Source organism: Variovorax sp. VRV01, from assembly GCF_014852545.1.
Lineage (GTDB): Bacteria > Pseudomonadota > Gammaproteobacteria > Burkholderiales > Burkholderiaceae_C > Variovorax > Variovorax beijingensis_A.
The window spans coordinates 1-13,252 of the sequence record NZ_JACVBS010000030.1; the positions used below are offsets into that span (position 1 = coordinate 1).

The following is a 13,252-nucleotide window of genomic DNA, read 5'->3' on the forward strand; positions in this document are numbered from 1 at the left end:
GCGGGCCAGACCAAGGCCTCGCCCAACGCGGTGTTCGCGGGCAGCGTGCCCTACCTGATGCTCGCGGGCAACCTCGTGGCCGGCTGGCAGCTGGCGCGCTCGCTGATCATTGCGCAGGACCTTGCGTCGCACAACGTCGACGTGGACTTCATGCAGGCCAAGATCGCGACCGCGCGCTTCTATGCCGAGCACATCCTCGCCAAGGCGCCCGGGCTGCGCGACAGCATCGTCGATGGCGCGGAAAGCGTGACGGCGCTGGCAGCCGATATGTACTGACGGGAACGATCCGCAGGCGAAGCTCCTGACGCCAAGTATCAGTTCCTCGTTTCTGGTGGATTCCGAATTCAGCCGCACGAGATCGACCGCCGGTGAATCGGAGAGGCTGGCTGGCCGCGCTATTTCCCTGCAATGAAATCCGGATGACGCGCACAGATCTCCGGCAGCGAGCTCAGCGTGCCGGAGAGATGCTCGCGCAGTGCTTTCTGCGCCGCGGCGCCGTCGTGCCTGGCAATGGCGCGCACGATGGCGCGGTGGTCGCGCAGGATCGCCTCGGTCTTGCCGGCCGTGGGCAGGTGCAGGCGGCGCAGTCGGTCCACATGGCCCGAGACGCGGCACACCATGTCCCACAGGCTCGGCACGCCCGCGGCTTCATACATCAGCTGGTGGAACTTTCGGTCGGCGCCGACGAAGTCGCCGTACTGCCGCGCGGCCGCCAGCGTGGCCTGCAGCCCGACCTGGGCCTGCAGCTGGGCCGCCAGTTCGGGCGGCGCCTCTTCGGCCAGCTGATGCACGATCTCGAGTTCGATCGAGCGGCGCAGGAAGTGCGCCTGCCTCGCGGCATCGACGTCGATGCGGCTCACCAGCGTGGCGTGCTGCGGGAACACGTCCACCAGGCCTTCCTCGGCCAGGCGCAGCAGCGCCTCGCGCACCGGCGTCTGGCTCACGCCGAAGCGGTCGGCCAGCTCCTGGCGGACCAGCACCGTGCCGGGCACGAGTTCGAGAGAAAGGATGGCATCGCGCAGCTTTTCGAGCACCTGGGGCGCTGCAAGGCGTGTGCGGTCGAGTCGGATCCGGGGGAGGGCTGTCATTCGTTCGAATTTTCGCTTTGACCAAGTAATATATTAGTGTTTTAATGTAGCGGATCCCACAAAGAATGCCGGTTCCGCCTCCGATGCCACGTTCCTACGACACCCTGCGCAGCGCCCGCTGGTTCGCGCCCGACGACTTCCGCTCCTTCGGCCATCGCTCGCGGGTGATGCAGATGGGCTATGCGCCCGCCGACTGGGTGGGCAAGCCGATCATCGCCATCGTCAACACCTGGAGCGATGCCAACCAGTGCCATTCGCACTTCAAGCAGCGCGTGGACGACGTCAAGCGCGGCATCTTCCAGGCGGGCGGCTTCCCGCTCGAGCTGCCGGCCATCTCGCTGAGCGAAAGCATGGTCAAGCCGACCACCATGCTCTACCGCAACTTCCTTGCGATGGAGACGGAAGAGTTGCTGCGCAGCCATCCGGTGGACGGCGCCGTGCTGATGGGCGGCTGCGACAAGACCACGCCGGGCCTCACGATGGGCGCGCTGAGCATGGGCCTGCCCTTCATCTACCTGCCGGCCGGCCCCATGCTGCGCGGCAACTGGCGCGGGCAGGTGCTGGGCTCGGGCTCGGACGCCTTCAAGTACTGGGACCAGCGCCGCGCCGGCCAGCTGAGCGACCAGGCCTGGCAGGAGATGGAAGCGGGCATCGCGCGCAGCCACGGCACCTGCATGACGATGGGCACCGCGGCCACCATGATGGGCATCGCCGAGGCCGTGGGGTTCACGCTGCCGGGTGCCTCCAGCATTCCCGCGGCCGATGCCAACCATGTGCGCATGAGCGCCGAGTGCGGCCGCCGCATCGTCGAGATGGTGTGGGACGACCTGACGCCCGCGAAGATGCTCACGCGTGCCAACTTCGAGAACGGCATCGCCTGCGCCATGGCCATGGGATGCAGCACCAACGCCATCGTCCACCTGATCGCCATGTCGCGCCGCGCGGGCCATCCGGTCACGCTGGACGACTTCGACGCCGCGAGCCGCCGGGTGCCGGTGGTCGCCAACATCCGGCCGAGCGGCGACACCTACCTGATGGAAGACTTCTTCTATGCGGGCGGCCTGCCCGCGATGCTCGCGCGCATCCGCGGCCACCTGAAGACCGAGGCGCGCACGGTCAACGGCCGCACCCTCGGCCAGAACATCGAGGGCGCCGAGGTGTTCAACGACGACGTGATCCGGCCGCTCGCCAACCCCATCTATGCCGAAGGCGCGCTGGCCGTGCTGCGCGGCAACCTCGCGCCCGATGGCGTGGTGATCAAGCCCAGCGCCTGCGCGGCGCACCTGCTGCAGCACACCGGCCGTGCGCTGGTGTTCGACGACTATCCGTCGCTCAAGAAGGCGGTGGACGATCCCGCGCTCGACGTGACCGGCGACGACATCCTGGTGCTGCGCAACGCCGGCCCGCGCGGCGCCGGCATGCCCGAGTGGGGCATGCTGCCGATCCCGACCAAGCTGCTGAAGCAGGGCGTGAAGGACATGCTGCGCCTGTCGGATGCGCGCATGAGCGGCACCAGCTACGGCGGCTGCCTGCTGCACTGCTCGCCCGAGGCGGCCGTGGGCGGGCCGCTGGCACTGGTACGCACGGGCGACCGCATCACGGTGGACGTGCCCGCACGCACGATCCATCTCGAAGTGAGCGACGAGGAACTGGCCCGCCGCAAGGCGGCCTGGACACCGCCGCCCGCGCGCTATGAACGCGGCTACGGCTGGATGTTCGGCCGCCACATCCTGCAGGCCAACGAGGGCTGCGACTTCGACTTCCTCGAAACCGCGTTCGGCCGCCCCGTGCCCGAGCCGGACATCTTCTGAAGACCTCAACGGAGACCCACTTGAATCCCCAAACCCGCGAGAAGCTGATGAAGGTCAGCACCGCCACCCTGTGCACGGCGCTGTTCAAGCGCGGACTGCGCAACCAGTTCATCCAGGACGTGCATCCGCTCGATGCGAGCCTGCCCAACATGGTCGGCGAGGCCTTCACGCTGCGCTACATGCCGGCGCGCGAAGACCTGAATCCCATCACCGTGTTCAACGACCGCAACCACCCGCAGCGCCAGGCCGTGGAGCAGTGCCCGGTGGGCGCGGTGCTGCTGATGGACAGCCGCAAGGACGCGCGCGCCGCCTCGGCCGGCGGCATCCTGGTGAGCCGGCTCATGAAGCGCGGCGTGGCCGGCGTGGTCACCGACGGCGGCTTCCGCGACAGCCCCGACATCGCCAGGCTCGGCTTTCCGGCCTACCACCAGCGCCCGAGCGCGCCCACCAACCTGACCTTGCACCAAGCCATCGACATCAACGTGCCGATCGGCTGCGGCGACGTGGCCGTGTGGCCTGGCGACGTGGTGGTGGGCGATGCCGAAGGCGTCATCGTGATTCCGGCCGGCATTGCCGACGAGATCGCGGCCGAGGCCACCGAGATGACCGTCTTCGAGGACTTCGTGCAGGAGAAAGTGCTCGAAGGCCGTTCCATCCTCGGCCTTTATCCGCCGACCGAGGAGCAAAGCCGCACCGAGTTCGCCGCCTGGCGCCAGGCCTGCGGGCGCTGACGCCGGTTTTTTCCTCCCCGACAACGACAAGAGAGACAACACCATGCCCTTCATCCAACGCGCCGCGGGCCTTTGGTCCGCCGCGCTCGCATCCGCACTCGCCTTGGCCCCGGCCGCGGTCCTCGCGCAGGCCGAGTGGCCCACGGCCAAGCCCATCACCTACGTCGTGCCCTTCACGGCCGGCGGCTCCACCGACATCGTGGGCCGCATCCTGTCGAACAAGCTGCAGGAGAGCCTTCACCAGTCGGTGGTGGTGGACAACAAGCCGGGGCAGGCCGGCGGCATCGGCGCGGCCTACGTGGCCAAGGCCGCGCCCGATGGCTACACGCTGTTCGGCGGCACCATCAGCACGCACGCCATCAACGCCAGCCTCTACAAGAAGCTGCCCTATGACCCGATGAAGGACTTCGAGCCCGTGTCGCTGGTCGGCCGGCTGCCCAACGTGCTGATCGTCAACAGCCAGCTCGGCGTGAACTCGGTGGCCGAGCTGATCGCGCTGCTCAAGAAGGACGAGTCCAAGCGCACCTTCGCCTCGTCCGGCGCCGGCACCTCGACGCACCTGGCGGGCGAGATGTTCGCCGACATGATCGGCGTCAAGCTCACGCACGTGCCGTACAAGGGTACGCCGCCCGCCATGACCGATGTCGCGTCGGGCCTGGTGCCCTTCATGTTCGACCAGGTGACGGCCGCGCTGCCGCTCGTCAAGAGCGGCCGGCTCAAGCTGCTGGCCGTGACCACCGGCAAGCGCATCGCGCTGGTGCCGGAACTGCCGACCATGATCGAGTCGGGCGTGCCGGGCTTCGAGATGTCGTCATGGCAGGCGGTCTATGCGCCCAAGGGCACCCCCAGGCCCATCGTGCAGCGCCTGAATGCCGAGATCGTCAAGGCGCTGAAGCAGCCCGACGTGCAGGCCAAGCTCTCGGGCCAGCTGGCCATGGAGATTGTCGGCAGCACGCCGGAGGAACTGCGCGACCACATGGCGCGCGAGATCCCGCGCTGGGCCGAGCTGGTGAAGAAGTCGGGCGCGACCGCGGACTGAGTCTCGCAGCGGGCTTGCCGGTGCGGCCGCTCAGGGCGAGCGCGGCAGCAGCGCCGGCACCAGCGTGCGGTTCATCCGCTCCCGCCACCAGCGCAGCGCCTGGCCCTGCGCATTGGTCTTCCATGCGAGCCAGAAGGCCTCGGGCGGGCGCGGCTCTTCGGTCGGCAGTTCCACCAGCGTGCCCCGCCTGAGCTCGTTCACGATGCAGGCGCGCGGCAGGAAGCCATGGCCCAGCCCGGCCACCTGGCAGGCGATCTTCGCGGCCATCGACGGCACGGTGATGCGCGGCTGGCCCGCGAGCAGGCCCACCGTGCGCTCCGACAGCGTGCGCGCGCTGTCGCCCACCACGATGGCGTTGCACTCCAGCAGGTCGCCGCGCTGCACCGGCCGGCCCAGCCGCGTGAGCGGGTGCGTGGGCGCGACGCAGAACGCGAACTCCAGGCTGCCCACGGCGACGGCCTGGTAGCCGCCGCCGGCCGGGCCTTCGCCCGCGGCAATCACGATGTCGGCGCGGCCCTCGCGCAGCGCCTCCCAGCTGCCGGTGAGCGCCTCGCAGCCCACGCGCAGCCGCGTGCCGCAGCGCAGGTCCTCGAAGGCGCGGATGTCGCCGATCAGCGCCTCGGTGGGAATGAGCGAGTCGTGCACCAGCCGCAGCTCCGACTCGTAGCCGGTGGCGATCTGCCGCATGCGCGATTCGAGGTCGCTCGCGGCGCTGAGCAGCCAGCGGCCTTCCTTGAGCATTTCCTCGCCCGCGCCGGTGAGGGTCACACGCGGGCCGTTGCGCTCGAACAGCAGCATGCCCAGCTGCTCCTCCAGCTTGCCCACCGCGTACGAGATGGTGGAGGGCACCTTGTTCAGGCGCGCGGCGGCGGCGGCGAAGGAGCCGTGGCGCGCAATGGCGTCGACGACCTCGATGGCTTCCAGGCTGAGTTTGAGCACGCGGCAATCCTCGAAAAGGCAATGATCGAAAACTTCGATCATTGATGGTGAAAAGTTTCGTCGATGACGGATGAAATGGCCCCGATGATTGAGCCCATGCCAAGGAGATTTCCTCCGAAAGCAATTGTGAATCGAATCGAACATCCACTCAACCCCAAAGGAGCTTCCCATGTCCATCAAAGCCACCCCCACCGCCGGCGCCAAGCTGCTCACCCCCACCGACCACACGCTGGTGATGATCGACTTCCAGTCGCAGATGGCCTTTGCCACGCACTCGATCGATGCCGTGAACCTGCGCAACAACGCCGCGCTGGTGGCGCAGGCCGCGGCCGGCTTCAAGGTCTCGACCATCCTGACCACGGTGGCCGAGAAGAGCTTCTCGGGCCCGATGTTCAGCGAGATCACCGACGCCTTCCCGGGCCAGAAGATGCTCGACCGCACCTCGATGAACACCTGGGAAGACGCGGCCGTGATCGAGCGCGTCAACGAGATCGGCAAGCCGCGCATCGTGCTCGCGGGCCTGTGGACCAGCGTGTGCATCGTCGGCCCGGCGCTGTCGGCGCTCGACCAGGGCTTCGAGGTGTACGTGATCGCCGACGCCTGCGGCGATGTCTCGGCCGAGGCCCACAACCGCGCGATGGAGCGCATGGTGCAGGCCGGCGCGCAGCCGATGACCTCGCTGCAGTACCTGCTCGAACTGCAGCGCGACTGGGCGCGCGGCGACACCTACGAGCTGACCACCGGCATCGCGAAGAAGGTGGGCGGCGCCTACGGCCTGGGCGTGACCTACGCCAAGACCATGTTCGGCGCGCACGAAGGTTGAGCGGGATAGAAGAGAAGGAAGGCCCGGCCATGAAGCCCTATGTCGTTTCCCTTGCGCTCGGCCTTCTGGTCGGCGTGATCTATGCGCTCTTCCAGGTGCGCTCGCCGGCGCCGCCGGTCATCGCGCTGGTGGGATTGCTCGGTATCCTGCTGGGCGAGCAGATTCCGCCGCTGGTGAAGAGCCTGGTCGGGCCGCAGGCCGTGGCCGCGTCCTGGCTGCACCACCAGGTCAAGCCGCATGTGTTCGGCGAGCTGCCGAAATGCCTGCCCACCGCTGCAACCGACGCCGCATCTTCGAAGGAGCCCCGCAATGGCTGACACCGAGACCCCCGACCTGATCCTGCACCGCGGGCTGTTCACCACCCTCGACCGCGCCAATCCCACGGCCGATGCGGTGGCCATCAAGGACGGCCGCTTCACGCACGTGGGCCGGGCCGAGGACATCCTGCCCCTCGCCCGCAGCCACACCCGCGTGATCGACCTGCAGGGCAAGCGCGTGCTGCCGGGCCTGATTGACAACCACCTGCACATCATCCGCGGCGGGCTCAACTTCAACATGGAGCTGCGCTGGGACGGCGTGAGGAGTCTGGCCGACGCCATGGGCATGCTCAAGCGCCAGGTGGCCGTCACGCCGGCGCCGCAATGGGTGCGCGTGGTCGGTGGCTTCACAGAGCACCAGTTCGCCGAGAAGCGCCTGCCGACCATTGCGGAACTCAATGTGGTGGCGCCCGACACGCCGGTGTTCATCCTGCACCTGTACGACCGCGCGCTGCTCAACGGCGCCGCGCTGCGCGCCGTCGGCTACACCAAGGACACGCCCGCGCCGCCCGGCGGCGAGATCGTGCGCGACAGCGCCGGCAATCCCACCGGCCTGCTGCTGGCCAAGCCCAATGCCGCCATCCTCTACGCCACGCTGGCCAAGGGCCCGAAGCTGCCCTTCGACTACCAGCTCAATTCCACGCGCCACTTCATGCGCGAGCTCAACCGCCTGGGCGTGACCGGCGCCATCGACGCGGGCGGCGGCAACCAGAACTATCCCGACGACTACGCCGTGATCCAGAAGCTGGCCGACGACGGCCAGCTCACCATTCGCCTGGCCTACAACCTGTTCACGCAGAAGCCCAAGGCCGAGAAGGAAGACTTCCTCAACTGGACCGCCAACTCGACGTACAAGCAGGGCGACGACTACTTCCGCCACAACGGCGCGGGCGAGATGCTGGTGTTCTCGGCCGCCGACTTCGAGGACTTCCGCCAGCCGCGGCCCGACATGGCGCCCGAGATGGAAGGCGAGCTCGAGGACGTGGTGCGCATCCTCGCGCAGAACCGCTGGCCGTGGCGCATGCACGCCACCTACGACGAAACCATCAGCCGCGCGCTCGACGTGTTCGAGCGCGTCAACCAGGACACGCCGCTCGCGGGCCTGAACTGGTTCTTCGACCATGCCGAGACCATTTCGGAGCAGTCGATGGACCGCATCGCTGCATTGGGCGGCGGCGTGGCGGTGCAGCACCGCATGGCCTACCAGGGCGAGTATTTCGTCGAGCGCTACGGCCACGGCGCGGCCGAGGCCACGCCGCCGGTCAAGCGCATGCTCGAGCGCGGCCTGAAGGTGTCGGCCGGCACCGACGCCACGCGCGTCGCCTCGTACAACCCGTGGGTGTCGCTGTCGTGGCTGGTCACCGGCAAGACGGTGGGCGGCATGCAGCTCTATCCGCAGCGCAACTGCCTCGACCGCGAAGGCGCACTGCGCATGTGGACCGAGAACGTGACCTGGTTCTCCAACGAGGTCGGCAAGAAGGGCCGCATCGAGGCCGGCATGCTCGCTGACCTCGTGGTGCCCGACCGCGACTACTTCGCCTGTGCCGAATCGGAGATCGCCGACACCACCGCGCTGCTCACCATGGTCGGCGGCAAGGTGGTCTACGGCGCCGGCCCCTTCGCCGCGCACGACGAAGGCGCGCCGCCGCCGGCCATGCCGGACTGGTCGCCCGCGCGCACCTTCGGCGGCTATGCCGGCTGGGCCGATGCCGCGGGCAGCGCCGAAGGCGCCCCGATGCAGAAGGTGCTGCGCAACGCCGCCGCGGCCTGCGCCTGCGCCAACAACTGCAACGTGCACGGCCACCGGCATGCGACGGCCTGGAGCAGCAAGCTGCCGATCGCCGACCTCAAGAGCTTCTGGGGCGCGCTGGGCTGCGCCTGCTGGGCGGTGTGATGGCGACGATGCGCTGGACCACCTCAGCCGCGGTGCGCTGGGTCGCCTTGCTGCTGCTGTGCGCGGCCTACCTGCAGGGCGGGCTCAACAAGGCGATGGACTTCCACGCGGCCATCGCCGAGATGAACCATTTCGGCCTCTCGCCCGCGGGGCCGCTGGCCGCGGCGGTGATCGTGCTGGAGCTCGGCGCGGCGGCGCTCATCCTCACGGGCTTTCATCGCTGGCTTGGCGCACTGGCGCTGGCGGGCTTCACCTTGATGGCGACCTTCGTTGCGCTGCGCTTCTGGGAGATGCCGCAGCCGGAGCGCTTCATGGCGGCCAATTCCTTCTTCGAACACCTGGGCCTGGTCGGCGGCTTTCTGCTCGTCGCCTGGCTCGACCTGAAAGAGCATGCCCATGTCTGATTCACCCCAAGGCGCCGCTGTCGCTCCCGCACCGCCCGGCGCCTTCGCGCCCTTGCGCCAGCCGGTCTTTGCCGTGTTGTGGGCGGCCACCGTGCTCGGCAATATCGGCAGCTTCATGCGCGACGTGGCGAGTTCCTGGCTGGTGACCGACCTGTCGGCCAGCCCGACCGCGGTGGCGCTGATCCAGACCGCGGCCACGCTGCCGATTTTCCTGCTTGCGATCCCGGCCGGGGTGCTCTCCGACATCCTCGACCGGCGGCGCTTCCTGATCTTCGTGCAGCTGGTGCTGGCGGCCGTGAGCGGCACGCTGCTGGTGCTCTCGCACACCGGCGCGCTCACGGTCGAGTATCTGGTCGCGCTGACGTTCGTGGGCGGCATCGGCGCCGCGCTCATGGGGCCGACCTGGCAGTCGATCGTGCCCGAGCTGGTGCCGCGCGCCGAGCTCAAGGGCGCGGTGGCGCTGAACTCGCTGGGCATCAACATCGCACGCTCCATCGGGCCGGCCGCGGGCGGCCTGATCCTCGCGAGCTTCGGTGCCGCCGTCACCTACGGCATCGACGTGCTCAGCTACGCATTCGTGATCGCGGCGCTGCTGTGGTGGAAACGTCCGGCGGCCGTCGACAGCGGCCTGTCCGAGAACTTCCTCGGTGCCTTCCGCGCCGGCCTGCGCTACACGCGCGCCAGCCGCGAGCTGCACCGCGTGCTGCTGCGCGCGGCGGTGTTCTTCCTCTTTGCCAGCTCGGTGTGGGCGCTGCTGCCGCTGGTGGCGCGCCAGATGCTCGGCGGCAGCGCGGGCTTCTACGGCATCCTGCTCGGCGCCGTGGGTGCGGGTGCCATCGGCGGCGCGCTCGTGATGCCGCGGCTGCGCGCACGGCTCGACGCCGACGGCATGCTGCTGCTGGCTTCGCTGCTCACCGCCGGCGTGATGGGCAGCCTGGTCTTCGCGCCGCCGCAGTGGCTTGCGGTGCTGTTGCTGCTGGTGCTGGGCCTGGGCTGGATCATCGCGCTCACCACGCTCAATGGCGTGGCGCAATCGATCCTGCCGAACTGGGTGCGCGGACGCGGCCTGGCCGTCTACCTCACGGTGTTCAACGGCGCGATGGCGGCCGGCAGCCTGGGCTGGGGCCTGGTCGCGCAGCAGGTCGGCGTGCCGGCCACGCTGGTGGCGGGTGCAGTGGGCCTGGCCGTGGCCGGGCTGATCTTTCATCGGGTGCGCCTGCCGGCCGGCGAAGCCGACCTGCAGCCCTCGAACCACTGGCCCGAACCGCTGCTCGCCCAGCCCGTGGCGAACGACCGCGGCCCGGTGATGGTGCAGGTGGAATACCGCATCCGCCAGGAGGACCGTCCCGCGTTCCTCGCCGTGATGAAGCGGCTGTCGCTGGAGCGCCGCCGCGACGGCGCCTATGCCTGGGGCCTCACCGAACACACGGGCGACCCCGAGCGCGTGATGGAGTGGTTCCTCGTCGAATCCTGGGCCGAGCACCTGCGCCAGCACCACCGCGTGTCGCATGCCGACGCCGACCTGCAGGGCGAGGCCATGCGCTTTCACATCGGGCCCGGCCGGCCCGAGGTGCATCACTTCCTGTCGCTCTGATTTCCTTCTTCTCTCTTTTCATCCAACTGGAAAAACCATGACCACACTCACATTGCGCGACGGCACCGAGCTCTACTACAAGGACTGGGGCTCGGGCCAGCCCATCCTGTTCAGCCACGGCTGGCCTCTGAGCGCCGACATGTGGGACGCCCAGATGCTGTTCTTCGCCGAACGAGGCTACCGCGCGATCGCCTTCGACCGCCGCGGCTTCGGCCGCTCGAGCCAGCCGTGGACCGGCTACGACTACGACACCTTCGCCGACGACATCGCCGAGCTGGTCGAGACGCTCGACCTGAAGGACGTGATCCTCGTGGGCTTCTCGATGGGCGGCGGCGACGTGACGCGCTACATCGCGCGCAAGGGCAGCGCACGCGTGGCCAGGCTCGCGCTCATCAGCGCCGTGACGCCGCTGTTCATGAAGACGCCCGACCATCCCGTCGGCCCCGAGGCCTCGCTGTTCGCCGGCATCCGTGCCGGCCTGGCCGCCGATCGCCCGCAGTTCCTCGACGACTTCAGCACACTTTTCTATGGCACCAACCGCCCCGGTGCGAAGGTGTCGCAGGGCATCTTCAAGCAGACGCTGCAGATCGCGCTGCAGGCCTCGATCAAGGCCACCATCGACTGCGTGACCGCCTTCTCCGAAACCGACTTCCGTCCCGACATGGCGAAGATCGACGTGCCCACGCTCGTGATCCACGGCGACGACGACCAGGTGGTGCCCCTCGAGGCCACCGGCAAGCTCGCGGCCGAGATGATCAAGGGCAGCCAGCTCAAGGTCTACGCCGGCGCGCCGCATGCCACCTGCACCACGCATAAAGATCAGGTGAACGCGGATCTGCTGGCATTCATCCAGGCCTAGGAGCAGGCGAGCCTCAGTCGTAGCTCGCGGTCAGGCCGACCGACGAGTACGCGCTGCGCCCGTGGATCGCGATGTAGAAGTCACCAGGCAGGGGATTGCTGATCGCGATGGCTTCGTTGCTGCCGTTGACGTAGGGGCGATAGTCCCAGGCCGTCAGCGACGGGAGTGCGCCGAGGCGGATGTACATGTCGCCGTCACCACCGCCGACGGGGCCGGCCATGCTGATGTTCAGTTGTGCGACGCCGGGGGGGACCGTGATCCGGTAGTAGCTCCAGCTGTCGGTGCCGCCGGCCAGGCCTTGGGCGGGCTGGTTGTTCAGGAGTTGCACAAGGGGCGGCCGGGTGTCCATCTTGAAGGAGCGCACCATGACGTCCCATCCGGTCTCGGCAGAGGTGCTGAGCCATGTCACTGCAAAATTTCCCACCGGGTCCATTGCCAGCAGCGGGCTGGCTCCAAATTGCGGTTGCGGCGGGTCGACTCGAAATTCATCGCCAATCGGAGTTCCATCGCTGCGAAATTGCCTGGCCGCCAACGTGGAGCTTTGGGGGCCACCGACCACGCCACTCGATGCAATCCATGAAACGACAAAATCGCCATTCTCTGCAATCCCCGGATTCGGCCCGGGTTCGCCTTCGTGGATGCGTTGGTTGACTCGCACCGATCCGCCGGGGTTGCCATTCGCGTCATAGGGGCGGGCGTAGATGTTCCAGGTGTAGTTGTCATCCTGGGAAGCGCTCCAGGTGATGATGGATTTCCCGCCGGGTTCCATGGCAATACGGCCGCCCGAGCTGTATATCGATCGGATGGCGCTGACGACAAGTGCCGGAGCCAGCGCCACACCTGCGCGGCTGAAGCGCTGGATCATGATGTTGGATTGGTTTGCCGTCGGACCGGGCCTGGTCGCAAATGACAATGCGATGTTCCCTGCATCGTCGGTGGCAATTGAACTGGGGCCGGCGAGTTTGTCCGGGGCATCCGATGCAACGATGATTTCAGGACCGATGGGAATCCCGCCGGTATTGAATCGCCTGATCGCAATCGTCCGAGGCGCCCCTTCCGAGGCCGAGCGCGAGTAGGCTGCAGTGATATTGCCATCCGTATCCATGCTCGCGACCGTGCTCGATGAATCCGGAGTCGTTTGGAAACTGGAAAGCAGATTGCCGTTCCTGTCATAAGCCGTGACTCGTCCTGGGTCGCTTCCGAAGACGAAGTTGCCGGCGCGGTCGACCGAGAAGTTTGCATACGCCGGAGGCGTCTGGATCTGGTGTCTTGTCAGAAAAGGCGTGCCTGACGACCTTATTCTTTGAGCGTATGTGGCATTTGCTGCGGCGTCGAACCAGATCAGAAGTTTTTCTCCGTTTGAACCTGCGGAGAAGTAGATCGGACGCTGATTGCCCGCAGTGGCGGTATTCACCATGACGGGATCCCCGAGCGGCGCGGCCTGTGCCTGAGGAGCAGCGACAAATCCCGACAGACAGCCCAATGACATCAAAAGTCGTCGCAGCAAGGCATGAGGCATGGATTCCTTCTTTCTCCGTTGGCATCAGGGTGCTCCCCTCGATCCGCAGGACCATGATGTCGGGGTCGATGAAGTTGTCAACGTAGAGTTAAGTTGCCATCGGCGCTCCGCGTGTGTCCTTTCGGTAGCGACGGTCGAACGCTGCCGCGACCCGCGCCGTCATCGGGTCGGTGGTCCTCGGTCCGAAGGCAAAGCCGAGCCACTCGAAGCGCTGGCGTGCTGTAGAGCCAGTGG

At 67.7% G+C, this 13,252-nt stretch carries 13 protein-coding genes; 10 read left to right on the plus strand and 3 right to left on the minus strand.

From position 1 onward, the window contains the following. Positions 1-276: acyl-CoA dehydrogenase C-terminal domain-containing protein (locus tag IB278_RS31460; RefSeq protein ID WP_192328031.1), on the plus strand; the 276-nt coding region annotated here is incomplete at its 5' end. 119 nt (positions 277-395) lie between these two features. Here the strand turns inward: IB278_RS31460 and IB278_RS31465 are convergent. After that, complete coding sequence (locus tag IB278_RS31465; RefSeq protein WP_192328033.1) at positions 396-1,088, minus strand: GntR family transcriptional regulator; 693 nt, start codon at positions 1,086-1,088, stop codon at positions 396-398. Between the two features lie 83 nt (positions 1,089-1,171). On the opposite strand from IB278_RS31465, the gene araD reads away from it, so the two are divergent. From araD to IB278_RS31480, 3 genes are read left to right on the plus strand one after another with little or no spacing between them, the layout of a single operon-like run. Further along, positions 1,172-2,899, plus strand: coding sequence for an L-arabinonate dehydratase (gene araD / locus IB278_RS31470; protein WP_192328036.1), 1,728 nt, complete (start codon positions 1,172-1,174; stop codon positions 2,897-2,899). A gap of 20 nt (positions 2,900-2,919) precedes the next feature. Beyond that, the gene (locus tag IB278_RS31475) at positions 2,920-3,630 is read left to right on the plus strand and encodes a ribonuclease activity regulator RraA (RefSeq protein ID WP_145743894.1); all 711 of its coding nucleotides are present in this window, start codon (positions 2,920-2,922) and stop codon (positions 3,628-3,630) included. Positions 3,631-3,673: 43 nt separating this feature from the next. Further along, positions 3,674-4,669: a Bug family tripartite tricarboxylate transporter substrate binding protein gene (locus IB278_RS31480; protein WP_145743896.1), complete on the plus strand. Its 996-nt coding sequence runs from the start codon at positions 3,674-3,676 to the stop codon at positions 4,667-4,669. Positions 4,670-4,699: 30 nt separating this feature from the next. Here the strand turns inward: IB278_RS31480 and IB278_RS31485 are convergent, their stop codons facing one another. Beyond that, complete coding sequence (locus IB278_RS31485) at positions 4,700-5,608, minus strand: LysR family transcriptional regulator (RefSeq protein WP_192328039.1); 909 nt, start codon at positions 5,606-5,608, stop codon at positions 4,700-4,702. 169 nt (positions 5,609-5,777) lie between these two features. On the opposite strand from IB278_RS31485, the gene IB278_RS31490 reads away from it, so the two are divergent. Genes IB278_RS31490 through IB278_RS31515 form a run of 6 tightly spaced genes read left to right on the plus strand, consistent with a single transcriptional unit; the run spans position 5,778 to position 11,499 of the window. Beyond that, positions 5,778-6,431: a hydrolase gene (locus IB278_RS31490; protein ID WP_145743900.1), complete on the plus strand. Its 654-nt coding sequence runs from the start codon at positions 5,778-5,780 to the stop codon at positions 6,429-6,431. A 29-nt stretch (positions 6,432-6,460) separates the two neighbouring features. After that, positions 6,461-6,748 (plus strand): DUF1427 family protein, encoded by a 288-nt coding sequence (locus IB278_RS31495; RefSeq protein WP_145743902.1) that lies wholly within the window; start codon positions 6,461-6,463, stop codon positions 6,746-6,748. Next, positions 6,741-8,642, plus strand: coding sequence for an amidohydrolase (locus IB278_RS31500; protein ID WP_192328042.1), 1,902 nt, complete (start codon positions 6,741-6,743; stop codon positions 8,640-8,642). The genes IB278_RS31495 and IB278_RS31500 overlap by 8 nt, the downstream gene beginning before the upstream one ends. An 8-nt stretch (positions 8,643-8,650) precedes the next feature. After that, on the plus strand, positions 8,651-9,046 hold the full coding sequence (locus tag IB278_RS31505) for a DoxX family protein (protein ID WP_145744543.1): 396 nt from the start codon (positions 8,651-8,653) through the stop codon (positions 9,044-9,046). Beyond that, positions 9,039-10,640, plus strand: a complete 1,602-nt coding sequence (locus tag IB278_RS31510; RefSeq protein WP_192328045.1) for an MFS transporter — start codon at positions 9,039-9,041, stop codon at positions 10,638-10,640. Before IB278_RS31505 ends, IB278_RS31510 begins: the two co-directional genes overlap by 8 nt. A 37-nt stretch (positions 10,641-10,677) precedes the next feature. Next, a complete protein-coding gene (locus IB278_RS31515; RefSeq protein ID WP_192328048.1) occupies positions 10,678-11,499 on the plus strand; it encodes an alpha/beta fold hydrolase in 822 nt (273 codons plus the stop codon). Between the two features lie 13 nt (positions 11,500-11,512). On the opposite strand, the gene IB278_RS31520 is transcribed toward IB278_RS31515, so the two are convergent. Continuing rightward, complete coding sequence (locus IB278_RS31520) at positions 11,513-13,018, minus strand: PPC domain-containing protein (protein ID WP_192328049.1); 1,506 nt, start codon at positions 13,016-13,018, stop codon at positions 11,513-11,515. Positions 13,019-13,252 lie beyond the last annotated feature (234 nt).

Bases quoted from the DNA above. Each gene is read 5' to 3' on its own strand.
- IB278_RS31465 (WP_192328033.1), bottom strand. From the start codon at position 1,088: ATGACAGCCCTCCCCCGGATCCGACTCGACCGCACACGCCTTGCAGCG.
- araD (WP_192328036.1), top strand. From the start codon at position 1,172: ATGCCACGTTCCTACGACACCCTGCGCAGCGCCCGCTGGTTCGCGCCC.
- IB278_RS31480 (WP_145743896.1), top strand. From the start codon at position 3,674: ATGCCCTTCATCCAACGCGCCGCGGGCCTTTGGTCCGCCGCGCTCGCA.
- IB278_RS31490 (WP_145743900.1), top strand. From the start codon at position 5,778: ATGTCCATCAAAGCCACCCCCACCGCCGGCGCCAAGCTGCTCACCCCC.
- IB278_RS31495 (WP_145743902.1), top strand. From the start codon at position 6,461: ATGAAGCCCTATGTCGTTTCCCTTGCGCTCGGCCTTCTGGTCGGCGTG.
- IB278_RS31500 (WP_192328042.1), top strand. From the start codon at position 6,741: ATGGCTGACACCGAGACCCCCGACCTGATCCTGCACCGCGGGCTGTTC.
- IB278_RS31505 (WP_145744543.1), top strand. From the start codon at position 8,651: ATGCGCTGGACCACCTCAGCCGCGGTGCGCTGGGTCGCCTTGCTGCTG.
- IB278_RS31510 (WP_192328045.1), top strand. From the start codon at position 9,039: ATGTCTGATTCACCCCAAGGCGCCGCTGTCGCTCCCGCACCGCCCGGC.
- IB278_RS31515 (WP_192328048.1), top strand. From the start codon at position 10,678: ATGACCACACTCACATTGCGCGACGGCACCGAGCTCTACTACAAGGAC.
- IB278_RS31520 (WP_192328049.1), bottom strand. From the start codon at position 13,018: ATGCCTCATGCCTTGCTGCGACGACTTTTGATGTCATTGGGCTGTCTG.